This is a genomic window from Bacteroides ovatus, from assembly GCF_001314995.1.
In the GTDB taxonomy this organism is placed as follows: domain Bacteria; phylum Bacteroidota; class Bacteroidia; order Bacteroidales; family Bacteroidaceae; genus Bacteroides; species Bacteroides ovatus.
On sequence record NZ_CP012938.1, the window covers coordinates 2,351,568 to 2,375,486 of the forward strand.

Annotated in this window: 20 protein-coding genes, 2 tRNA genes, 1 rRNA gene and 1 riboswitch; of the genes, 14 read left to right on the plus strand and 9 right to left on the minus strand. The window is 41.5% G+C overall.

Features of this window, described 5'->3' with window-relative positions; translation table 11 throughout:
• Nucleotides 1–150 precede the first annotated feature (150 nt).
• The 3 genes from Bovatus_RS09365 to Bovatus_RS09375 form a co-directional block, all read right to left on the minus strand.
• Nucleotides 151–227: transfer RNA gene (locus Bovatus_RS09365), tRNA-Ala, on the minus strand.
• A gap of 58 nt (nucleotides 228–285) precedes the next feature.
• A tRNA-Ile gene (locus Bovatus_RS09370) sits at nucleotides 286–362 on the minus strand.
• 184 nt (nucleotides 363–546) lie between these two features.
• Nucleotides 547–2,075: ribosomal RNA gene (locus tag Bovatus_RS09375) — 16S ribosomal RNA — on the minus strand.
• Nucleotides 2,076–3,833: 1,758 nt separating this feature from the next.
• Here Bovatus_RS09375 and Bovatus_RS09380 point away from each other — a divergent pair.
• Nucleotides 3,834–4,940 (plus strand): AAA family ATPase, encoded by a 1,107-nt coding sequence (locus tag Bovatus_RS09380; protein ID WP_004296848.1) that lies wholly within the window; start codon nucleotides 3,834–3,836, stop codon nucleotides 4,938–4,940.
• Between the two features lie 263 nt (nucleotides 4,941–5,203).
• On the opposite strand, the gene Bovatus_RS09385 is transcribed toward Bovatus_RS09380, so the two are convergent.
• Nucleotides 5,204–5,428: a winged helix-turn-helix domain-containing protein gene (locus tag Bovatus_RS09385; RefSeq protein ID WP_004296847.1), complete on the minus strand. Its 225-nt coding sequence runs from the start codon at nucleotides 5,426–5,428 to the stop codon at nucleotides 5,204–5,206.
• Between the two features lie 311 nt (nucleotides 5,429–5,739).
• Between Bovatus_RS09385 and Bovatus_RS09390 the strand changes: the two genes are divergently transcribed.
• Nucleotides 5,740–6,597, plus strand: coding sequence for an AraC family transcriptional regulator (locus Bovatus_RS09390; RefSeq protein WP_004296845.1), 858 nt, complete (start codon nucleotides 5,740–5,742; stop codon nucleotides 6,595–6,597).
• Nucleotides 6,598–6,661: 64 nt separating this feature from the next.
• On the opposite strand, the gene Bovatus_RS09395 is transcribed toward Bovatus_RS09390, so the two are convergent.
• The 3 genes from Bovatus_RS09395 to Bovatus_RS09405 all read right to left on the minus strand — a co-directional run bounded on the left by Bovatus_RS09395 (nucleotide 6,662) and on the right by Bovatus_RS09405 (nucleotide 8,952).
• Nucleotides 6,662–7,033 carry a VOC family protein gene (locus Bovatus_RS09395; RefSeq protein WP_004296844.1) on the minus strand — a complete coding sequence of 124 codons (372 nt, stop codon included), beginning with the start codon at nucleotides 7,031–7,033 and terminating at the stop codon, nucleotides 6,662–6,664.
• A 94-nt stretch (nucleotides 7,034–7,127) separates the two neighbouring features.
• Nucleotides 7,128–7,931, minus strand: a complete 804-nt coding sequence (locus Bovatus_RS09400; RefSeq protein ID WP_004296842.1) for an AraC family transcriptional regulator — start codon at nucleotides 7,929–7,931, stop codon at nucleotides 7,128–7,130.
• Between the two features lie 151 nt (nucleotides 7,932–8,082).
• Entirely contained in the window at nucleotides 8,083–8,952 is an 870-nt protein-coding gene (locus tag Bovatus_RS09405; protein ID WP_004296841.1) for a DUF6845 domain-containing protein, read from the minus strand.
• A 122-nt stretch (nucleotides 8,953–9,074) separates the two neighbouring features.
• Between Bovatus_RS09405 and Bovatus_RS09410 the strand changes: the two genes are divergently transcribed.
• From Bovatus_RS09410 to pncB, 7 genes are all read left to right on the plus strand, one after another.
• On the plus strand, nucleotides 9,075–9,401 hold the full coding sequence (locus Bovatus_RS09410; RefSeq protein ID WP_004296840.1) for a cupin domain-containing protein: 327 nt from the start codon (nucleotides 9,075–9,077) through the stop codon (nucleotides 9,399–9,401).
• Nucleotides 9,402–9,713: 312 nt separating this feature from the next.
• Complete coding sequence (locus Bovatus_RS09415) at nucleotides 9,714–10,652, plus strand: DUF1848 domain-containing protein (RefSeq protein WP_004296839.1); 939 nt, start codon at nucleotides 9,714–9,716, stop codon at nucleotides 10,650–10,652.
• A 372-nt stretch (nucleotides 10,653–11,024) separates the two neighbouring features.
• A complete protein-coding gene (gene hdhA, locus Bovatus_RS09420; protein ID WP_004296838.1) occupies nucleotides 11,025–11,804 on the plus strand; it encodes a 7alpha-hydroxysteroid dehydrogenase in 780 nt (259 codons plus the stop codon).
• 137 nt (nucleotides 11,805–11,941) lie between these two features.
• Entirely contained in the window at nucleotides 11,942–12,547 is a 606-nt protein-coding gene (locus Bovatus_RS09425; protein ID WP_004296836.1) for a TetR/AcrR family transcriptional regulator, read from the plus strand.
• A 4-nt stretch (nucleotides 12,548–12,551) separates the two neighbouring features.
• Nucleotides 12,552–13,277, plus strand: a complete 726-nt coding sequence (locus Bovatus_RS09430) for a hypothetical protein (protein ID WP_004296835.1) — start codon at nucleotides 12,552–12,554, stop codon at nucleotides 13,275–13,277.
• Nucleotides 13,278–13,321: 44 nt separating this feature from the next.
• The gene (locus Bovatus_RS09435) at nucleotides 13,322–13,852 is read left to right on the plus strand and encodes a hypothetical protein (RefSeq protein ID WP_004296834.1); all 531 of its coding nucleotides are present in this window, start codon (nucleotides 13,322–13,324) and stop codon (nucleotides 13,850–13,852) included.
• Nucleotides 13,853–14,021: 169 nt separating this feature from the next.
• A complete protein-coding gene (pncB, locus tag Bovatus_RS09440; RefSeq protein ID WP_004296833.1) occupies nucleotides 14,022–15,197 on the plus strand; it encodes a nicotinate phosphoribosyltransferase in 1,176 nt (391 codons plus the stop codon).
• 137 nt (nucleotides 15,198–15,334) lie between these two features.
• Here the strand turns inward: pncB and Bovatus_RS09445 are convergent, their stop codons facing one another.
• Nucleotides 15,335–15,658 (minus strand): thioredoxin family protein, encoded by a 324-nt coding sequence (locus Bovatus_RS09445; RefSeq protein WP_004296832.1) that lies wholly within the window; start codon nucleotides 15,656–15,658, stop codon nucleotides 15,335–15,337.
• A 170-nt stretch (nucleotides 15,659–15,828) separates the two neighbouring features.
• Nucleotides 15,829–16,032, plus strand: a riboswitch (cobalamin riboswitch).
• A gap of 132 nt (nucleotides 16,033–16,164) precedes the next feature.
• Between Bovatus_RS09445 and accC the strand changes: the two genes are divergently transcribed.
• Genes accC through Bovatus_RS09460 form a run of 3 tightly spaced genes read left to right on the plus strand, consistent with a single transcriptional unit; the run spans nucleotide 16,165 to nucleotide 19,767 of the window.
• Nucleotides 16,165–17,679 (plus strand): acetyl-CoA carboxylase biotin carboxylase subunit, encoded by a 1,515-nt coding sequence (accC, locus tag Bovatus_RS09450; RefSeq protein ID WP_004321665.1) that lies wholly within the window; start codon nucleotides 16,165–16,167, stop codon nucleotides 17,677–17,679.
• Between the two features lie 22 nt (nucleotides 17,680–17,701).
• The gene (locus tag Bovatus_RS09455; protein ID WP_004296829.1) at nucleotides 17,702–18,211 is read left to right on the plus strand and encodes an acyl-CoA carboxylase biotin carboxyl carrier protein subunit; all 510 of its coding nucleotides are present in this window, start codon (nucleotides 17,702–17,704) and stop codon (nucleotides 18,209–18,211) included.
• A 20-nt stretch (nucleotides 18,212–18,231) separates the two neighbouring features.
• A complete protein-coding gene (locus tag Bovatus_RS09460) occupies nucleotides 18,232–19,767 on the plus strand; it encodes an acyl-CoA carboxylase subunit beta (RefSeq protein ID WP_004296828.1) in 1,536 nt (511 codons plus the stop codon).
• Between the two features lie 609 nt (nucleotides 19,768–20,376).
• Here the strand turns inward: Bovatus_RS09460 and Bovatus_RS09465 are convergent.
• Nucleotides 20,377–21,417: an N-acetylmuramoyl-L-alanine amidase family protein gene (locus Bovatus_RS09465; protein WP_004296827.1), complete on the minus strand. Its 1,041-nt coding sequence runs from the start codon at nucleotides 21,415–21,417 to the stop codon at nucleotides 20,377–20,379.
• Between the two features lie 129 nt (nucleotides 21,418–21,546).
• Here Bovatus_RS09465 and Bovatus_RS09470 point away from each other — a divergent pair, with 129 nt between their 5' ends.
• Complete coding sequence (locus Bovatus_RS09470; RefSeq protein ID WP_004296826.1) at nucleotides 21,547–22,827, plus strand: O-acetylhomoserine aminocarboxypropyltransferase/cysteine synthase family protein; 1,281 nt, start codon at nucleotides 21,547–21,549, stop codon at nucleotides 22,825–22,827.
• Between the two features lie 41 nt (nucleotides 22,828–22,868).
• A complete protein-coding gene (locus Bovatus_RS09475; RefSeq protein WP_004296825.1) occupies nucleotides 22,869–23,765 on the plus strand; it encodes an MBL fold metallo-hydrolase in 897 nt (298 codons plus the stop codon).
• Nucleotides 23,766–23,919: the final 154 nt, after the last annotated feature.

Below are 23,919 nucleotides of genomic sequence, written 5' to 3' on the forward strand. Positions count from 1 at the left end.
GTTTTATTCTTATACTGGTATTGGTATTGGAATTGCTTCCTTCTATCAATATTGCGTACTCGAACACGTACGGTTTGATATATACTTTTAGCTCTTACTAAAATTTTACTTTTTGTACATCATGTCAAAGATCGTTTCTCTTTTCAGAGATGGTGGAGAATAACGGATTCGAACCGTTGACCCTCTGCGTGCAAGGCAGATGCTCTAGCCAGCTGAGCTAATCCCCCAAGAGGTTATCAAGAATTGCTGCATTCCGCTGACGCGTCATTCCTTCGTTCTTGAGCTTGGTAGTCCCAGGCAGAGTTGAACTGCCGACCTCTACATTATCAGTGTAGCGCTCTAACCAACTGAGCTATAGGACTAGTTCAACCTTGTCTACCTGTATGTTAGACTCGGCTTCTTTTTTCTCTTGTTTATCTCTATCTATACTTCTATAGATGGTTGATCTATATATTATAAATAAACAAGTACCAGTAGTACAAAAAACAGAACCTTTAAAGTCTTTAAGTTGCTGCCACGTTTGTGACAGTTACGACATCGCTCCAGAAAGGAGGTGTTCCAGCCGCACCTTCCGGTACGGCTACCTTGTTACGACTTAGCCCCAATTACCAGTTTTACCCTAGGACGCTCCTTGCGGTTACGTACTTCAGGTACCCCCGGCTTTCATGGCTTGACGGGCGGTGTGTACAAGGCCCGGGAACGTATTCACCGCGCCATGGCTGATGCGCGATTACTAGCGAATCCAGCTTCACGAAGTCGGGTTGCAGACTTCGATCCGAACTGAGAGAGGTTTTTGGGATTAGCATCACGTCGCCGTGTAGCTGCCTTCTGTACCCCCCATTGTAACACGTGTGTAGCCCCGGACGTAAGGGCCGTGCTGATTTGACGTCATCCCCACCTTCCTCACATCTTACGACGGCAGTCTCTCTAGAGTCCTCAGCATAACCTGTTAGTAACTAAAGATAAGGGTTGCGCTCGTTATGGCACTTAAGCCGACACCTCACGGCACGAGCTGACGACAACCATGCAGCACCTTCACAACAGCCTTACGGCTATACTGTTTCCAATATATTCTGTTGCAATTTAAGCCCGGGTAAGGTTCCTCGCGTATCATCGAATTAAACCACATGTTCCTCCGCTTGTGCGGGCCCCCGTCAATTCCTTTGAGTTTCACCGTTGCCGGCGTACTCCCCAGGTGGAATACTTAATGCTTTCGCTTGGCCGCTTACTGTATATCGCAAACAGCGAGTATTCATCGTTTACTGTGTGGACTACCAGGGTATCTAATCCTGTTTGATACCCACACTTTCGAGCATCAGTGTCAGTAACAGTCTAGTGAGCTGCCTTCGCAATCGGAGTTCTTCGTGATATCTAAGCATTTCACCGCTACACCACGAATTCCGCCCACCTCTACTGTACTCAAGACTGCCAGTTTCAACTGCAATTTTACGGTTGAGCCGCAAACTTTCACAACTGACTTAACAATCCACCTACGCTCCCTTTAAACCCAATAAATCCGGATAACGCTCGGATCCTCCGTATTACCGCGGCTGCTGGCACGGAGTTAGCCGATCCTTATTCATATGGTACATACAAAATTCCACACGTGGAAAACTTTATTCCCATATAAAAGAAGTTTACGACCCATAGAGCCTTCATCCTTCACGCTACTTGGCTGGTTCAGGCTCTCGCCCATTGACCAATATTCCTCACTGCTGCCTCCCGTAGGAGTTTGGACCGTGTCTCAGTTCCAATGTGGGGGACCTTCCTCTCAGAACCCCTATCCATCGTAGTCTTGGTGGGCCGTTACCCCGCCAACAAACTAATGGAACGCATCCCCATCGATAACCGAAATTCTTTAATAAAAATATCATGCGATATTCGTATGCTATCCGGTATTAATCTTTCTTTCGAAAGGCTATTCCGGAGTTATCGGCAGGTTGGATACGTGTTACTCACCCGTGCGCCGGTCGCCATCTTCAGTTTGCAAGCAAACTAAAATGCTGCCCCTCGACTTGCATGTGTTAAGCCTGTAGCTAGCGTTCATCCTGAGCCAGGATCAAACTCTTCATTGTAAAAGTATTTTTTATCATCGGTTAAGATGATCTTTTTGCTCTGTTCAGGACGCCGTAAATTTATTGACCTTATTCAAATACCTATTAGTCTTAATTGTATCGCTACTGAATAAGACAAGTATTGACGGTTCTATTTTTTTACTTGTACTACTTGTATTGTTTATCAATATTTCAAAGAACTTGTTGCTTTCGTTTTAAAAGCGGGTGCAAAGGTAAGGACTTTATTTTTAACTACCAAACTTTTTCGGAAGTTTTTTTAGTTTTTCTTTTTACGCTGGTTTCTCTGGCTCTCTATGCGAAAGGGAAAGAAGGTATGAAAGAATAACTCTTGCCAATTTTCTTTGCGAATCGGACTGCAAAGATAAGAACTTTAGTTATTATAATCCAAACTTTTTCGGAAGTTTTTTGTTCTTTTCTTTAAGTGAGATTCCACTTTTTCACTAAGTCAATTTGTCAAGGCTTTCTTCTCTTGGAAAGCGGGTGCAAAAGTACGCCCTTTTGGTATACACTCCAAATATATCAAACTATTTTTTCTAATTATTTTTGAATACATTTGCTAAAGTGCTGACGCATAACGATGTTGTAGAACATATTTTTTATGTATAGGGAAATTGTGCGCGGAAACGACGAGAGGGATACACATTATTATATCACACGCGGACGCGTAGGTGCGCCGGGAATCAGTTTGCGTTAGGGAGCAATTAAAGAATCAGTTCATTAAAATAAGAGGAAAGAAAGATAGATATAAGAGATAGTGGTTTTATAGTGGATTCCATTCCTTAGTTTGATTCATTAATATGATACTTGTATGAGAATGATGCGTAGAAACTTCACTTTGCTGAAAAGGATTTTTCTTTTTCATTTCTCATGTTCTCATAATATACATAATAATCATCTGTGAATCAAATAGATAATACTATGAGAAATAAAACACAAAAGGGTATTTCTCATAGTATTGCCATGATTTAGTCCGTAAAATCGAGCATTTCTCATAGGGTTTAAACTATTTCTCATCTTATTCTCATACTCCGTCTATACATTTTACTCATTTCTCATACAGTATAATTGTAGTTTTTCCGGACTTTTGCCGGATTTACGATTACTCCTTTCCTTCTTCGGTTTTATTAAGCAACTTCTTGCTATTTACTACTTTCCTGTATGTTATTCACCTTATACCTTTATGTTTTTCCCTAATCATTGTTATTTCTTCCTACCACTATTCGTATCGTTACACTCTAGTGAACAGATCGTTGCACTGGAGTGAACGGTTCTATCTACTCTAGTGAACAGACCTTTCCACTCTAGTGGAACGATTCAGATACCGGTAGGAAAACATGAGAATATCTACTCCATACACTTTCATAAACGCTTTATAATATATTATTAATCAATACATAACTGAATATGTAGCATTGAATCTATTACAATTAATTAGCCTCTTTGCCCTACGAAAGATTATGAGAAATGCCTTGAAAAGCTATGAGAAATACTTTGTTTTGTGGACAAAATGCTGGTAACACTATGAGAAATACCCTTTCTTCTTTTATTTCTCATAGTGTTATATAACTGATTTGAAGATTGTTATCACATATATTATGAGAACATGAGAAATGAAAATGAAAAATCATTTGCAGGAGCTTTGATATAAATACAGGAAACTATCCACGCCTATGTTTTTCGAGAAAATGATAAATCGGTTCAGTTCATATCATAGATTTATTTCGTACCTTTGCCATTCTATTTATATAAAAAGAAAAAATGAGTAAAGAATGCACACTCGCAGATTTCACAGATATTTTTGATTACTCCACAGGATGGTTCAGCGACAGTAGCATTTGTAGTCTATTCTATCAGATATTCAAACGATTCCCTTCCATGAAAATGGTAAAATATAAAGTAAACCAGGATTTTCTGAAAGAAATCAAGGAACTTTATCAGCAAGATGACGCGTTCGATATATTCGAGCATGTGTACTGCAATCATTTTGAAAATGAAAAAGAAGAAGAGGAGGAAGAAGAAGATAATACATCTACAAAAGAGTTATACGACTGTATCGTTATCTGCAAAAAGAATTTGATGATCGGCTATTTTGATAATTGCGTAAAGATTGTCTATTCCAATATCGACAAGGAGGAAATCAATCAGATCAATCAGATTTGCGAAAACCACAAGAAGGAAAATGAGAAACTTAACAATCTATTTATAGTAACATACTCTCATAACTACTTCAGCCTGAAACAATCGCAAGTTAATGAACCTGCTATTCAGATTGATCGTCACTATAACGATGATTTTGTTCCCGTAGCTGCCGAGATCGAAAACTTTCTGCTGGAGGACAACAAAAGCGGATTAATCATTTTGCATGGAAAACAGGGTACAGGAAAAACGACTTATATCCGCCACCTTATCAATCTTGGAAAAAAGAGAATGATCTATATGAGTGGAGACCTGGTAGATAAACTTTCGGATCCGAGCTTTATCACTTTCATCCGCCAACAAAAGAATTCTATCTTCATCGTAGAGGATTGCGAAGAACTATTGTCAAGCCGCAACGGAGGCAACCGTATGAATGCCGGCTTAGTCAACATACTGAATATTAGCGACGGGCTATTGAGCGATGAATTGTGTATCAAATTTATCTGCACCTTTAATGCTCCATTAAAAGATATCGACGAAGCATTGCTTAGAAAAGGACGTCTGGCTGCCCGATACGAGTTTAAAGACCTGACTACTGATAAGGTTAATCAACTAATCAAGGAAGAAAGCCTGGATATTCCCGAACAGACACACCCCATGACACTGGCTGAAATCTATAATTACGAAGGAATGGATTTCTCCCAGGGAAGAAAACGGGTAGGATTCTAAAGATATTCTCCGGAATAGAATTGCCAGAGAAAAAACAGGCAATTATTATTGTGGAATACAAGTATATAAATTTTATCTACATCCGGACACGATTCGACATTTTTATACGTTTATTATACGTTAAAAGAGTTGCCCTATTATTGAGCAACTCTTTTAAATATAAAACTTCTTAAGTTCAAACTTAACTTGTGATACCTTATACGGACATATTCTTACTTATAAGTTAACGGAACTTCAAAGATATTCACTCACAAAACCTGCTATTATCCAAAGCTGAAGGGAAAAGCGCTTTCATCAGATAAAGCAATTAATCCATTTTTCCGTTGGATACAAATTTTGTTCTCTCGTGCCAACCAACCGGCGGCCAATGCTGTACTTTCTACGCTTAGGTTTAATCTTCTCGCCAATTCAGGTATTGAAATTTCACCAATTTCTTTCAGGGCATACCAGACCTTTCCGGCATTGTTCCCTACAATTGTTTTATCCATGGCTATTTTTATTAATAATTCGGTTACAATATAATCATTTTAATAATAGTTTATAACAAAACCGGCTTTTTTATTTTAGTTTTTGACATTATTTAAAACAAGAAAATCAATTTCGCAATTAACGGTTAAAAATTTGGTCATGGTTCACACCATAACACCACTGTAAGGTACATTATATATCAAAATAAATTCTCAAAACAGGTATAGGGCAACCATAGAAAGAAAATAGAAAGTTGACATTTCCGCAATATCGGACAAGTCATTTCGCTTTTTTACCAATACCTTTGCGAAGTGAAATACCAAAATTAGTTATGCAACAGAAAAAAACAACGAAAGAGGAATATCAAAAGTGCGTAAATGTTGTAGTGGAATACATCATCCAACATTTAGGAGAAGATATTGATTTAAAATCTCTGGCCAGAATTTCAAACTTTTCTCCTTTTTACTTTCACCGGATCATGAAAGCTTTTCTCGGTGAACCGATTGGTACGTTTATTGTCCGGACGCGGACAGAAGCTGCCGCACGCCTACTCCGCTACTCGGATATTCCGATTGCTGACATCGCCTACCGGATTGGTTACGCATCCCCTTCTTCATTATCGAAAGTGTTCAAGCAATTTTATGGCATTTCACCTTTAGAATATAGAAACAATAAAAACTTTGTAATTATGAAACCAGCGATTATCAGGCCAGACCTGGAACTAAAAAAAGAGATCAGAAATGTCTCCGAACGGAATGTGATTTATATCCGCCTTACAGGCGACTACAAACTGAATGATTACGGTGGCACTTGGGGCCGTTTATTCCAATTCATCAAAGAACAAAAACTGCCGATGGGAGATTTCAGCCCGCTTTGCATCTACCACGATGATCCGAAAGTGACGCCAGCCGAGAAACTGCGTACAGACGTATGCATGGTAATGCCTGTAAAGGTTGCCCCCAAAAGTGATGTGGGATTCAAGGTTATCCCAGCCGGACGTTATGCTATTTTCCTTTATAAAGGCCCGTATGACAATCTGCAAGCTGTGTACGATACGATTTACGGAAAGTATCTGCCCGAAATGGAATGTACGATACGTGATGAAGCCAGTGCTGAACGCTATCTGAACAATCCATGTGACACTCCCCCCGAAGAGTTGTTGACGGAGATCTATATTCCGGTAGAATAATCCGGATAAGGGGACGAAGGAACAGCAGTCACTTCCAGACAGGCTGTTCCCTCTTCCCTACCTGTTATTTTTCAGCATAGACGCCAATCCTGTTTCCTTCACTATCCGTGAATACGGCAAACCATCCTTTATCGTCTGCCTCAATCTTTGTTTTGGGAATGACAACTTTCCCTCCTTTCAGAAGCACTTTTTCCAACGTTTGTTCAATATCCTCACAGTTGAAATGGATAAGTACGCCATGCGTTGAAGGAAGAAAGTCGAAATTTGAAGCATAAGAAATAGCACCGACGGTTTCACCTTCTTCCGTGAAACAAGCCATTTTCTCTGTTTCACATTCAAAAGTCGGAAGTTGCACACCCAACACAGTTTCGTAAAAATCGACAGCCCGACGGAAATCGGTAGCAGGAATCTCAAAAAATGCAATTAATTTTTTCATCTCGTTTCTTTTTTATGGTTACTACTAAGCCTTTGCAAAGACATTGCAAAAGTAGGGTAACACGAGGAAGCCCGATAGGAAAAAAGAGACATCTTTAGAGTTCAGAGAAATAATCGGAATAAGGGGCGCATACAGAAAGATACTCCGCAGGGGTATAACCGGAAAAGAGTTTGAATTCCTTTATCATGTGAGACTGATCGGAAAAGCCACATTCATAAGCCACTTGTACAAAAGGAATCGTAGCATCCTGTTGCAGCATGGATAACGCCCGTTGCATACGGATAATACGAATAAATTCCTTGGGAGTAGTGCCAACATAATCGGCAAAGATACGCCCAAACTGCTTACTGCTCAAACAGGCTGTTTCCGACAAATGAGAAATATTGATTTGCGGCCGGAGGTTTATTTCATGAAAGACAGCAGACATCCGCTTGAGATTATACTCGGGAAGAGTGTATAAACGACGAAGAAAAAACTGCTCTATCAACCGAATACAAACTGCATTATCAGAAGTATCCGTGACCTGTTTCACTAAATCCGACAGTTCTACATCTTCCATCGCATCGATATCTACAGTCTGCCCACGGAACAAATGACTGGGTATATGAAACAATGCTTTTACCGCATAAGGTTGAAAAACAACAGTAATCATCTCTATCCTGCCTGTAGACATCACATCCGAGAAACCGACCGATTGTCCGGAAATAAAGGATTGGGGTTGCAGCTCCGACTCGCCCAACAAAAGAAGTTGTTTCCCTTTATGGAATACCAGTTGCATGCAGCCAATAGGCAGAGTCCGTTCGGAGACAGGAGCTATTGAGTCGTCTTGCAATATCCAGTAATGCCGTATATAGGGAGCCAGTGCAAAACAGGGTTTTATCAGTTGAAATGATTGCATATAACAAAGATATTATTTCTTAATCCAAATGCAAAAGTAAAACTCCTGTTTAAAAGGGGATAGTAAAAAAAGGACTTCTTTACTTAATTAAAAAAGCATCCCCTGCTTGAAGAAGCATGATTGCAACTCATTCAAACAGAGGAAGAATTCTTTAGATAACGGAAAGTCCATATTCGTAGGCTTCCGACATCGCATTGTAATCTGCATCGGAATATGCGCCTTTATCTCTTGCTTTCTGCATATCTTTCATAAACGATTCCACAGAAGACAGGAAGCTATAATAATTCTTTTGCTCTTCATCATAGCCTGTGACAGCAGGAAGTTTCTTTGCAGCTTCGAGTTCTTTCTTCAATTCTGCCATCTTCACATCAATGCGAGCACCCTCCAGTACATGTTTGCGGGAATAAAGATTCATTATGCTTTGCACAGTGCCGGACATCTTACGCATAGCCATGATTTGATCTTTCAACGGTTCGTCGGCAAGAAGTTCTTTTTCAGCCTGTTCCGTGAGAGGGCTTAGAATATCAAAAATCACTTGTTTATATTCGGACATTTCTACACTTAGCCGATAGTTTTCATCCAAGAGTTTGCCAGCCTTGGCTGTCTCTTTGGCCTGCTTGTAAGAGAGAAACTTATTAAAATTATCATAGAATTGCGCCCGTGCACTGAAAAGTCCTCTATAACTCTGCTTCAGATTCTGACGGACTTGTATATTAAAGTAATCTCCCGGATCCATCAATTCCGCAGTGTCTCTGGCAGATACTTCAGGCGGTGCTATCGGAGATACTTCAGGAACTTTTCCTGTCTGTTCCATATATCCCAAGACCGCATTTACGTCTTTTGCATTAGCTACATGCCTCAACACGATGAGCGATGTATGATAATAGTTTATCACTTTACTGGCATTATCCAATTCCTCCGGAGTGACGGAGGACGCAGCCTGTTTCTTGTTTCCTCCCGAACAGGAAACCAATAAGAAAGCACCTATCAGTGCTCCAAACAATAAGATATTCTTCTTCATAATAATGGTTAGTTTATTGAGTCTTTCGTACTATAACAATAAAAATCGTTTTTTGTTATAGACAAACAATGCATATTCGAAAAGTGTTCTCTATATGATATTAACTTAAAAATAAAACAAATATGGAACAATCATTTCAAAAAGGAGTTGTGCTCCATTTGGCTTCTCTCATTGAATATACTGAAGGAGGCGTTATCAGCAAACAGTTAATCAAAAGTCCGGCAGGAAATATCACTTTATTTTCTTTTGATAAAGGAGAAGGGTTAAGCGAACATCGTGCCCCGTTTGATGCGCTCGTGCAGGTATTGGAAGGGGTAGTGAATATTACTGTAAACGGAACTCTGTTCACCGTAAAAGCAGGAGAAAGTATCGTATTTCCGGCGAATGCGCCGCATGCCCTTACAGCAGTGGAGAGATTTAAGATGCTGTTGACTATGATTAAGGAATAAACAATCATAGTGTATAAAAACAAAAAATGGCTACTCATCACGAGCAACCAATCTTTTGTTAACCTTAAATCTAATACTTATGAAAAAAACACTGTACAAAGGTACCATATTTCAGGTAAATAGCAAATTTTAGAGCCTAAACAGCCCATATTATAACAGGGTTTAATACTCTGGGAAGCGCATTAACATTTCAGACTTCACACGTTAACATTTAACATATTCATTCACACAAGTTACTTCTTGGGTAAGTAAGAATACAAAAAAGAGGGAATCATTGAAACAACATCGTCTTTTTTTTTGTAACTTTGAACTATGATAATCAGTGCCAGCCGCCGGACAGATATTCCGGCATTCTATTCCCAGTGGTTTTTCAACCGGATTAAAGAAGGATATGTATTAGTGCCCAATCCATATCATCCGAAAATGATTAGCAAGATCTCTCTATCTCCTGCTGTAGTAGATTGCTTTGTTTTCTGGACCAAGAACCCGGCACCTATGCTCAACCAACTGGAGAAATTGCAGGATTACAACTATTACTTCCAATTTACACTTAACCCCTACGGAGAAAAGCTGGAAAATCATTTGCCCTCCATCAATAAACGAATGGATACCTTTAAAAAGCTGGCTGATAAAATCGGCAGGGAAAGGGTGATCTGGAGATATGATCCGATACTGACAAACGAGGAATACAATGTTTCTTTCCACCAGGAAGCATTTGCCCGGATTGCCGACGAACTCAAAGACCACACTGCCAAATGTATGCTGGGATTCATAGATCATTACCAGCATATCCGGAACTCTGTACGGTTATTCAACATCCATCCGCTGACTCAAGAGGAAATAGAAGAAATGGCTGTCTCCTTTAAAAAAACAATCGACGTTTATCCCGACATACAGCTGGATACTTGTACTGTAAAAGTGGATTTAAGACATTTAGGTATTCCGAGCGGCCTGTGTATTGATAAGGATCTGATAGAAAAGATCATCGGTTATCCTATCCTCGCCCAAAAGGATAAAAACCAGCGTAACATCTGCAACTGCATTGAAAGCATTGATATCGGAACTTATGAAAGTTGCCTGAACGGATGTATTTATTGTTATGCCATCAAAGGCAATTATAACACGGCAGTATATAATAGGAGAAAACATGATAAAAACTCACCGCTACTCATCGGCCATTTATCCGAAGATGATATCGTAAAGGAACGGGAGATGAAAAGCCTGCGGGATAACCAATATTCGTTGTTTTAATCTCTTCGGTCTGCAGTTGACTTACAGGCATAAAAAAAGGCTATCTATCCCAGACAGCCAATCTTTTGTTAACCTTAAATCTAATACTATGAAAAACACAGTACAAAGATACGTACTTTTCGGTTATCTCCAAATTTTGAGGCCAAAGCAGCGTATCTTATAACATGGTTTAATAGAATCAGAGCCGTATTAACAAATGAGTGGGCAGGCATTAACATTTAACAGTTTTCTTAAATAATCAGAGCGTAAAACTGGAAAAGATGCAAAAGTTTTCGAATCGAACACCTTATCTTATTAAAGAGAGTTTATAAGGGCTAACAAATTCCTCTGCCAGCTGTTTCTAATAGAAGGTAATCATCAAATTCCCATTATATGAACAGATTCGAAAATAAAGTAGTTGTCATCACCGGTGCCGCCGGTGGTATCGGCGAAGCAACCACACGCCGCATTGTCTCCGAAGGAGGCAAAGTAGTCATCGCTGACCATTCCGAGAAAAGAGCGGAGCAGCTTGCCAACGAACTCACGCACGCAGGGGCTGACGTGCGTCATGTCTATTTCTCCGCCACCGAACTCCAGAGTTGCAAAGAGTTGATTGATTTTTCCATGAATGAATATCAAAGAATAGACGTACTGATTAATAATGTAGGAGGAACTGATCCCAAACGTGACCTTAGCATCGAAAAGCTGGACATCAACTACTTTGACGAAGCATTCCATCTGAATCTCTGCTGCACGATGTATCTTTCCCAACAGGTCATTCCTATCATGACTGCCAATGGTGGTGGGAACATTGTCAACGTAGCTTCCATAAGCGGACTTACGGCTGATGCCAACGGTACTTTATACGGCGCCAGCAAAGCGGGTGTCATCAACCTGACGAAATATATCGCTACTCAAATGGGAAAGAAAAACATCCGTTGCAACGCCGTAGCTCCGGGACTGGTACTTACTCCCGCTGCATTGGACAACCTGAATGAGGATGTACGTAATATCTTCCTCGGTCAATGTGCCACTCCTTATCTGGGAGAACCGGAGGATGTTGCAGCTACCATCGCTTTTCTGGCTTCGAACGATGCCAGATACATCACTGGACAAACGATTGTGGTGGATGGCGGACTGACCGTTCATAATCCGACAGTGGCGTTATCATAAAACGACCGGATAACGTATTATCGGTAAAGATGATAGGCTATTAACCGGCAACCATTACAAAAAATAATCTCTTTTTCCTTGATGTTACCGATAGGAAACATATCTTTGTGACCAGTCAGTAACAAAAGTATCAAAGTATGGAAAAAGAGATTACTAAAAACAGACAGGCTACGGAAATGACCCTGATTACAGCCGTCAACGACATCATTGAAGAAAGCGGTTTCGAGGGGTTGGGGATCAATGCGGTAGCAGCCAAGGCCAAAGTTTCAAAAATGCTTATCTACCGTTATTTCAATTCGCTGGATGGACTGATAGCAGCCTACATTCAGCAGAACGACTATTGGATTAATTTCGATGAAGAGTTACCGGATCAGGCTCATTTAGCCGCATTTATCAAGCAGATATTCAAAAGACAAATCATGTGGTTACGGGAGAATTATACATTGAAACGCCTGTATCGCTGGGAACTGACAACGGACAATAAGTTTGTGAAAGAGTTGCGCAACAAACGGGAAGAGAAAGGAATCTGGCTGGTAGAGGCAGTCAGCAAACTATCAAAACATCCGAAAAAAGAGATTGCTGCTATGGCTTCCATCATCACCGCAGCCATCAGTTATCTGGCATTGCTCGAAGAAAACTGCCCGGTCTACAACGGCCTCAAGATTCAGCAGGAAAGCGGCTGGGAGGAATTGGAAGAAGGCATCAATCTATTAGTAGACCTCTGGTTACAAAAACAACTCTAATCAAATGAATAAAATGACAATAATGGGAATATGGTTTCTTTCTCTATTGATAAATAGTGGATGCAACCGGGATTTAGTAGAATACGACAGTAACGATCTTAAAATATCTATTGAAAAAGGGGAAGAGTGGTTGCATAATTTTCCTTTGTTTCTAGGCATCAACATCAAAAATCCGCCCCAGATTGCAATCTGGACTGAAGACATGGAAGGGAATTATCTGTCCACCGTGTATGTGACACACAAAATAGCCACTCAATCCTGGCAAGCCTCCGGCGGTAACCGCCGAAAGGAAGCGCTGCCGCATTGGTGTTATCAACGGGGAATCCAATATGAAGACGGGTTATATCTCCCTAGCAAAAAGGAACCGTTGACGGACGGTATCAGCGGAGCTACTCCGAAAGGTAGTTTTAATGTGAAGATGTCGCCAACCGGGAAGTTGAAGAAGTTTATAGTCAAAATTGAAATCAATCATTCTACAGATTTCAATGATGCATATCCGAAATCGGCCAAAGAAGGAGACGCCAATTACTCCGGTGGAAAAGAAGGGAGCGGACAGCCTGCCCTTGTCTACGCAGCAGAAGTGGATTTGACTTCCGGCAAGAAAGAATTTACAGCCAAACTGATCGGACACGGTAGCCCGGATGGAAGTAATGGAGATCTTACCAAAGATACTTCTTCACTCACAACTGCATTGCATATCGTTAAAAGTATAACCGTGTATGTGCAATAGCAGTAGCTAACCATAATATTATCAGACTCTATCCTTGCATCATTATGAAGAAATTTATATTCATCTTTGCGCTGCTATCTTTCATCACTGTATGTGCCGACGGACAAACAGACAGCAGACGTCTCTCTTACACTACATATATCGGGACAGGTTTTTCTATGAATCAGCCTTCTTACACGCCTTTCAACTGGCAAATCGTCAGTCACTACCACATCAGTCAACGGTTTGCCATCGGTGCGGGTAGCGGACTTTCTGTTTATGAAAAACTACTCATTCCGCTTTATGCCAGTGCGCAATTTTATATAACGAAGCCCAGGAGACTGACTCCTTATCTGGAATGTCATATCGGTGGGTCTTTTGCCACAGACAGAGAAGCAAACGGAGGCTTTTACCTCTCTCCTTCCATCGGTGCACAATTTAAGGTCAACCGGAAATTTAAACTGAATTTGATGGCAGGTTATGAACTCCAGAAACTGGAACGGACAAAGAAACAGGAAGATCCGTATTTCCATACGACGTTTAAGGAAGAATTGTCGCACCATTCCATTACGCTGAAAATCGGCTTGACTTATTGAGGTAAGTATAATAAGAGATAAGGAATTTGCCATTGCAAACAGAATATATATTCAGATCCTGGCTTTATTCCCCTCGAATAAAAAAAGGCATAATTATTAATGATTAAGTCGTTATATTATTCAACAAATACTAACTTTACGACGTTATAAAATATAAAGAGCGAACGAAATGATTGTTAAGACATTACTAGATACCGATCTTTATAAGTTTACCACATCGTATGCTTATATCAAACTGTTTCCCTATGCAATGGGCACGTTTAGTTTCAACGACCGGAATGAAACTCAATATACCAAAGATTTCCTGAAGGCACTCAAGGCAGAGATCAAGAATCTTAGTCAGTTGAGGTTTACGGAAGAGGAGCTGGAATATATGACGAAAAACTGCAGATTCCTTCCGAGAGTCTACTGGGAGTGGTTGTCTTCTTTTCGTTTCGATCCGAATAAGATTGATATTCATCTGGATGAAGCTTGTCATCTCCACATCGAAGTGACTGACTTGCTTTATAAAGTGACTTTATACGAAGTGCCTTTGCTCGCTATTGTCTCCGAAATCAAAAACCGTTTCTTTGGCAATGTAGCAGACATGAACGAGATTCTTTGCAAGCTGTCGGAGAAAATAGAATTGTCGAATCAACATCAGCTTCGCTTTTCAGAGTTCGGCACACGGAGAAGATTCTCCATTGATGTGCAGGAAACGGTTATCAAGAAGCTGAACGAAACAGCGCAATATTGCACCGGAACTTCCAACTGTAACTTTGCAATGAAATATGGAATGAAAATGATGGGAACTCATCCACATGAATGGTTTATGTTTCATGGAGCACAGTTCGGATATAAACATGCCAACTATATGGCACTCGAAAACTGGGTGAATGTTTATGACGGTGATTTAGGTATCGCACTTTCCGATACATATACTTCCGGCATCTTCCTTAGCAACCTTAGCCGTAAACAAGCCAAACTTTTCGATGGAGTGCGGTGTGATTCCGGCAATGAATTTGAGTTTATCGATAAGCTGGTTGCCCGCTACAAAGAGTTGGGAATCGACGCGACAACCAAAACCATCGTATTCAGCAATGCCCTAGACTTTACAAAAGCATTGGATATTCAAGAATACTGCAAAAACAAAATCCGCTGCTCTTTCGGGATCGGTACCAATCTCACCAACGATACCGGGTTCGAACCTTCGAACATCGTGATGAAACTGACACAATGTAAGATGAATGTCAATCAGGAATGGAGGGAATGTATCAAACTGTCTGATGATGAAGGAAAACATACCGGCAGCCTTGAAGAGGTACAGGCTTGCCTGTATGAGTTACGACTCAACAGAAAGCAATAAAAATAAAGAAAAGCAGGAAGTACCTCACCGGAGAATACTTTCTGCTTTTCTTTATGCATATTAGAAGTATGCCAGACAAAGACATACCAGCATAGAATCAGCTACGCATATCATTGTAACAAACTATGCAATAATCGTCAGGATTTGAATCCTTTCACTGCTCTTTCCAATCTTTCCAAAGGTAATTCGCCGGATTGTCTCCAGAGCTGTTGTCCTTTTCTAAAAAGAATAAAGGTAGGAGTCGACTCAACTGTATAGAAATCTGTAAGGGCAGGTTCCTGATCGATGTCTACCAATACCACTTCCAATGTTCCTTCCATCAGTTTCTTAAATTCTTCAACAACCGGTTTCATACGTTGGCAATGAGGACACCACGTTGCATAAAACTCTGCCATTACCCAATCACCGTTAGCCAGTTTCTCCTGATTTCTTTCTTCACGAGCTATTTTCTTTTCTTTCATACGAATATCTCCTTTTAATTAATTACTATCAACCTAACAATATCAGGAGAAATATAGTTTAGAAAAGTAGCAAGGTTATACACTAATTAAAGAATCCTTATTTAAAGACAAGCATTGCACAAAAATGAAACTTTCGTGCAAAAAAGGAACATCTTATTTAATATTTATTTATCTTTGCCCCCCGAAATGGTTCAGAATCCGTATCCAACGGACGACGATTAATAGGGAATCGGGTGTAAGTCCCGAACAGTCCCGCTGCTGTGAAGCTCTGTTCAATGTCTTATAATTGAACTAATTTAACGCCACTGATGTTAATCGGGAAGGCAAATAAGACAAGAGTCAGTCAGAAGACCTGCCATTTTGTGTAAGACGCTCCCCTCCTCGTGGGTTAGGAGAAAGAGCATCACTTGTTAAGCCCCAAATCAAAAAAATACTGTTTTTCGTCGGGTGGAGTATGTCCATTAGATGGGAAGACATTAATAAGTATGTACTTAATTGAAAAAAGTATGATAAAAAAAATCTTAGTAGCCAATCGCGGTGAAATTGCCGTAAGGGTGATGCGCTCCTGCCGGGAGATGGAGATAACGAGTATCGCTATCTTCTCCGAAGCAGATCGGACCGCGAAGCATGTGCTTTATGCAGACGAAGCTTATTGCGTAGGGCCGGCAGCATCCAAAGAGAGTTATCTGAATATAGAAAAAATCATCGAAGTGGCGAAAGCAGCTCATGCGGACGCCATCCATCCGGGTTACGGCTTCTTGTCCGAGAATGCTACCTTCGCCCGTCGATGTCAGGAAGAAGGAATCATCTTTATCGGACCTAATCCGGAAACAATGGAAGCCATGGGGGATAAAATTGCTGCCCGTATCAAAATGATCGAGGCGGGAGTACCCGTTGTTCCCGGCACACAAGACAATTTGAAAAGTGTGGAAGAAGCCATAGAACTTTGCAATAAGATCGGATACCCGGTGATGCTGAAAGCTTCTATGGGCGGTGGTGGAAAGGGTATGCGCCTCATCCACAGTGCCGAAGAAGTGGAAGAAGCTTATACTACTGCCAAGAGCGAATCGTTGTCTTCCTTTGGCGACGACACGGTTTATCTGGAGAAGTTCGTTGAAGAGCCTCATCATATCGAGTTCCAGATTCTTGGTGACAAGCATGGAAATGTCATTCATCTATGCGAACGCGAATGTTCCGTGCAACGCCGTAACCAGAAAATCGTAGAAGAGACTCCTTCGGTTTTCGTCACTCCCGAACTACGGAAAGATATGGGTGAAAAGGCGGTAGCTGCGGCTAAAGCGGTGAACTACATCGGTGCGGGTACTATCGAATTTCTTGTTGACAAACACCGCAACTATTATTTCCTTGAGATGAACACCCGTTTACAGGTGGAGCATCCGATTACGGAAGAAGTGATTGGGGTAGATTTGGTAAAAGAGCAGATTAAAGTTGCCGACGGACAAGTGCTTCAACTGAAACAAGAGGATATCCGGCAACGCGGGCACGCTATCGAATGTCGTATCTGTGCCGAAGACACTGAAATGAATTTCATGCCAAGTCCGGGTATCATCAAACAGATTACAGAGCCGAACAGTATCGGTGTGCGTATTGACAGTTATGTGTACGAGGGATATGAAATTCCAATCTACTACGACCCGATGATCGGTAAACTGATTGTATGGGCTACCAACCGCGAATACGCTATCGAGCGGATGCGCCGCGTACTCCACGAATATAAGTTGACCGGTGTGAAAAACAACATCAGCTATCTGCGTGCCATCATGGACACTCCCGATTTCGTGGAAGGTCACTATGATACAGGATTCATCACCAAGAACGGCGAATATCTGCAACAACGCATCATGCGCACCAGCGAACATTCCGAAAATATTGCTTTGATTGCCGCCTATATGGACTACTTGATGAACCTCGAAGAGAACAACAGCGGTATGGCTACCGACAACCGTCCTATCAGCAAATGGAAAGAGTTCGGACTGCACAAGGGAGTGTTGAGAATCTAATTTTAACAAAGAGAATTCAATTATGGAAATTCATATAGGAAACCGTGTGGCCGAAGTAGAGTTGGTCAGCAAGGAAGATAACAAGGTGGTGCTTACCATTGATGGAAAACCGTTTGAAGCAGATGTAGTGATGGCGGAAAACGGCACTTGCAACATCTTGATGGACGGACGCAGTTCGAATGCACAGCTGATTCGCCGTGATAACGGGAAAAGCTATAAAGTGAATACGCATTATAGCAGTTTCAATGTAGAAATTGTGGACAGCCAGGCGAAATATCTACGGATGCGCAAGAAAGGGGAAGAGGAACAGAATGACTGTATCATTTCTCCGATGCCGGGCAAGGTAGTGAAAATACCTGTTGTAGTCGGTCAGGAAATGAAAGCGGGAGATACTGTCATCGTTATCGAAGCAATGAAGATGCAGAGCAACTACAAAGTGACTTCGGATTGCCGCATTAAAGAAATTCTGGTTCAAGAAGGTGATAGCATAACCGGCGAACAGACATTAATAACATTAGAACCGATTGCATAATAATAAGAACGGATTGCATTATGGAAGAAATAAATAAAGCATACGCCACGTTCGAGGAACGTGACCGCATCGCTTCTCTTGGTGGAGGCGTTGATAAAATAGAGAAGCAACATGAAAGCGGTAAAATGACTGCCCGCGAACGTATCGAGATGTTACTCGATAAGGGTACTTTCGTTGAACTGGATAAGTTGATGGTTCACCGTTGTACGAACTACGGTATGGATAAGAACAAAATTCCGGGAGATGGTATCGTATCCGGTTACGGAAAGGTGGACGGTCGCCAGGTGTTTGTTTACGCTTATGACTTTACGGTATATGGCGGCTCACTGTCAGCTTCCAATGCTAAAAAGATTGTGAAAGTACAACAACTTGCATTGAAGAACGGTGCCCCGATTATCGCTTTGAATGATTCGGGCGGTGCACGTATCCAGGAAGGGATCGAGAGCCTTTCCGGTTATGCTGATATTTTCTATCAGAATACAATGGCCAGCGGTGTGATTCCACAGATTTCGGCAATCCTGGGTCCTTGCGCCGGAGGTGCCTGCTACTCTCCTGCCCTGACCGATTTCATCTTTATGGTGAAAGAAAAAAGTCACATGTTTGTGACTGGTCCGGATGTAGTAAAAACTGTGATTCATGAGGAAGTAAGTAAAGAAGAGCTGGGTGGCGCAATGACACATAGCAGCAAAAGCGGTGTGACTCACTTTATGTGCAATACCGAAGAAGAATTGCTGATGAGCATCCGTGAACTGCTTTCTTTCTTACCGCAGAATAATATGGATGAAGCTAAGAAAAAACCTTGCACTGACGAAACAAACCGCGAAGATACTTCTCTGGATACAATCGTTCCGGTAGACCCGAACGTACCGTATGACATGAAAGACATTATCGAACGTGTTATAGACAACGGCTATTTCTTCGAAGTGATGCCGAACTTTGCTAAGAATATTATCATTGGCTTTGCCCGTATGGCAGGTCGTTCGGTAGGTATCGTAGCGAATCAGCCAGCTTATCTTGCCGGTGTTCTCGATATTGATGCCAGCGACAAAGCAAGCCGTTTTATCCGTTTCTGCGATTGCTTCAATATTCCATTGATTACATTCGAAGATGTTCCGGGATTCCTTCCGGGATATACGCAGGAAAACAATGGTATCATCCGTCACGGTGCAAAAATAGTTTATGCATTTGCAGAAGCCACTGTTCCCAAACTGACAGTGATTACCCGCAAAGCTTACGGTGGTGCTTATATCGTAATGAACTCCAAGCAGACCGGAGCTGACGTGAACTTCGCTTACCCAAGTGCAGAAATTGCTGTGATGGGTGCGGACGGCGCCATCAATATCCTGTTCCGCAAAGCTGACGAAGCAACAAAGGCCAAGGAACTGGAAGCCTACAAAGAAAAGTTTGCCACTCCGTATCAGGCTGCCGAGCTGGGATATATTGACGAAATCATTTATCCGAGACAGACTCGCAAACGTCTGATTCAGGCACTGGAAATGACGGAAAACAAGATGCAGACAAACCCGCCCAAGAAGCATGGTAATATGCCTTTATAACAACTAGATAAGGTGCGCAAAAGCACCACTCATACAACGAGCTTGCAAAGATTCTATGATATACTTTAGGAGATTTGTAAGCTCGTTTCTTATTTGTAAGCCTGCCGTTTCTTTATATGTGACAAAAAAAACGGCACCTCGATTCACATCGCAGCACCGTCACAACACAAACACAAAATAAAACACGACAAAACTACTATGCAATCTTCCTGTCATGCCGGGGAGGCATACCTTGCTTGACTTATCTATATTCGCATACACACAAGAAGCTTTATCAGGCGATTTGCACAATAAATAACATACATTTCCGGATTTTGTTCACAGGATTGATAAGATTTTATTCAATAATATGATAAGAAAATGAAATAGCACGCCCTTTAAGGAATTCAAGAGAAACGAAAAAACGGTACCCCGATTCACATCGCAGCACCGTCACAACACAAACACAAAATAAAACACGACAAAACTACTATGCAATCTTCCTGTTATGCCGGGGAGGCATATTCACTAGCCTATATATATTCGCATACCTACAAGTAGCCATCAGGCGATTTGCATATATAAAACATTCAGATTTTTATTTTGTTCACGAAAGGAGAAGTAAAAATGTTATTTCTTCTCCTTATAGTCTTTCAGGAAGCCTTCCATCAGCCATTTGGCGAGTGCCTGACGATTGGAATTCATCACCAACCGACGCTGATCGAACGTATTCTGGATATTACCCAACTCCACAAAGACGGAAGCGGGAGTGGTATGGGAAAGTACGTATAAGTTACGCCCGCTTACTGTGCCGGAAAAGCCCCGGTTGGGTTGATGCTTATCATATTTTGACTCAAACGTATCTTTCATATTATTTGCCAATCGTTTGCTTTCTCCCTTTTTATTCGAATAATAGAAAAAGACATCCGTTTGTTTTCCCTTACTACGGCTATCAATATGAATAAAAATCGCCCTGCAATAAGAGTAGTTCTTACGGTCTTTCCGGTAAAGAGCGTTTATTTTATCACAGCGTTGCTGTAAGCGTTGCACCTGATTCAAAGGAATTGGATCACCCATACAAGTCTCCCGTTTACTGTTTGACAGGTATGAATCATCACGGATACCATCTTTAGCATCTTGAATGATGATACGGACTTCGGCCCCTTCCTGCATCAGGTTACGTGCCAGACGGAGGGCAATATCATAAGCGTATTCATCTTCGTGCAATTCGTATTTACCAACTTTCCCGATAGCACCCGGATCAGGACCTCCATGTCCGCTGACCACATAGAAGCAAGCACCGGCAAGACGGTTGGAAGTGACTTTCACATTAGCCAGTTGCTTTCCAAACAAAGGTTCGTTGATAGTGGTTCCTATTTTTGTTGATTTAGCTTTCGGAGATTGTTGCTTTGTCCCGGTATTTTCGGAAGGTGATTTCTTGATGGGAGGAATAACATACGTCACGCCCACTTTAAGCACATTGTTCTTTCCCAGTTTCTGTTTATTCAGCTCAATAAAGTCGTCGTAATACTTCTTCGGAGAGCGGTTGTGCCTCAACAGAAAAGAAGAGATACCTTCACCCGCCTTCGGGGTTGCCTTCTGCTGTGCCCAAAGAGTTGTGCCCGAAAAAAGAAAAGCTAAGAATAAAAGAATATAGAGTTTATTTTTCATAACTACATTAACTATCTCCTTCGCAAGAGTATCATTTCACTCATAAACAGGGCAAAAATACAATTATTTTCCCTACTTTTGCAGCATTAAAACATTTTTTGAAATAAAACATTAAAACCCGATAACATTATGGCAAAACAATTCAAACCGGAAACCCTGTGTGTACAGGCAGGATGGACGCCTAAAAAAGGCGAACCACGCGTATTGCCCATCTATCAAAGTACAACTTTCAAATACGATACCAGCGAGCAGATGGCCCGCCTGTTCGACCTGGAAGACAGTGGTTACTTTTATACCCGCCTGCAAAATCCAACGAATGACGCTGTTGCCGCCAAAATCGCTGCCCTTGAAGGTGGTGTAGCCGCTATGCTGACTTCCAGCGGCCAGGCTGCCAACTTCTATGCCATTTTTAATATCTGTCAGGCAGGAGATCACTTTGTTTGCTCTTCCGCTATTTACGGAGGTACGTTCAACCTGTTTGGCGTGACTATGAAGAAGCTAGGCATCGATGTGACTTTCGTTCATCCGGATGCCAGCGAAGAAGAAATTTCTGCAGCTTTCAAACCGAATACAAAAGCTTTATTCGGTGAAACGATTTCCAACCCTTCTCTTGAAGTACTGGATATTGAGAAATTTGCACGCATCGCACACAGTCACGGGGTTCCCTTGATTGTTGACAACACTTTCCCGACCCCGATCAACTGCCGCCCATTTGAATGGGGAGCTGACATCGTGGTTCATTCTACTACCAAATACATGGACGGACACGCTACAAGCGTAGGTGGCTGTATCGTAGACAGCGGTAATTTTGACTGGGATGCTCATGCTGAAAAATTCCCGGGACTTTGTACTCCGGACGAGTCATACCACGGACTGACTTATACCAAAGCATTCGGCAAAGGTGCTTATATCACCAAAGCAACTGCCCAACTGATGCGTGACCTCGGCAGCATCCAAAGCCCGCAAAATTCTTTCTTATTGAATCTGGGACTTGAAACGTTGCACCTGCGTATGCCTCAACACTGCCGCAACGCGCAGAAAGTAGCCGAATATCTTTCTAAAAATGAGAAAGTTGCCTGGGTAAACTATTGCGGACTGCCGGACAATAAATATTATAGCCTTGCACAGAAATATATGCCGAATGGTTCCTGCGGAGTCATCTCCTTCGGACTGAAAGGCGGACGTGACGTATCTATCAAGTTTATGGATTCACTGGAATTCATTGCGATCGTTACTCACGTGGCGGATGCACGTAGTTGCGTGCTCCATCCGGCGAGCCATACTCACCGCCAGTTGACGGATGAGCAACTGATGGAAGCAGGTGTACGCCCGGACTTGATCCGTCTATCGGTAGGTATCGAAAATGCGGATGATATTATTGCTGATATCGAACAGGCATTGAACGCATAAGAATACCGTAAAGGCATAAAATAATAAGAGAAGGCACGGGAATGAAATATTTCCCGTGCCTTCTTATTTTCCACAAAAAGAAAGTTAATTTCGAAGAGAATCATTTCAAATGTGAACCGATAAATCCTCCCGGATGTTTATCTTTGCAGGGAACCAAATTCTGCAGAGATATGAAAAAGAATCTATTAGTAGCATTCGTATTATGCCTTTCTTACGGATTTTCTTATTCCCATTCGTTTGATAAACCAATTAATCAGACAGCAAAGATGTCAAACTTTGAAATGGATTCGTTTACCACCAAGAATGGTAAAAGCTTGAAGATCACTTTCTTCAAACATGCCAGCTTATTACTGGACTATGCAGGACAAAAAATATTCATTGATCCTGTTTCCGATTATGCCGACTATACACAACAGCCGAAAGCGGATTTCATTCTGATTACGCATGAACATGGCGACCATTTCGATACTAAAGCAATAGCAGCTATCGAAACAAACCAGACCAAAATTATAGCTAATCCTAACTGCCGGAAAAAGCTGAATAGAGGACAAGAGATGAAGAACGGTGATGTGCTTCAACTCGCCAAAGATATCAAACTGGAAGCCGTACCCGCCTATAATACGACTCCCGGCAGGGATAAATTTCATCCCAAAGGACGTGACAACGGATATATTCTGACTTTAGGAGGAACTCGTATTTATATTGCCGGAGATACGGAGGATATTCCGGAACTAAACCAAGTGAAAGATATTGATATCGCTTTTCTGCCGGTTAACCAACCATATACCATGACACCGGAACAAGCGATACGGGCAGCCAAAATCATCAAGCCACGTGTTTTGTACCCTTATCATTACGGAGAAACAGATATCCATAAAGTAAAAGACGGATTGAAAAATGAGACAGGCACAGAAGTACGTATCCGGGCTTTGCAATAAGATATACGTAAATAATCAGAAAGTGGCTGAAAATATACTCACCTGAATATCCGAAAGGACCTTGAATAAAGTGCACTCCAAAAGTTAGATCTAAAACTTTTGGGGTGCACTTTAATATCTCAATAAGAATGATTTTCGCTTCAAGGGCTTTCCA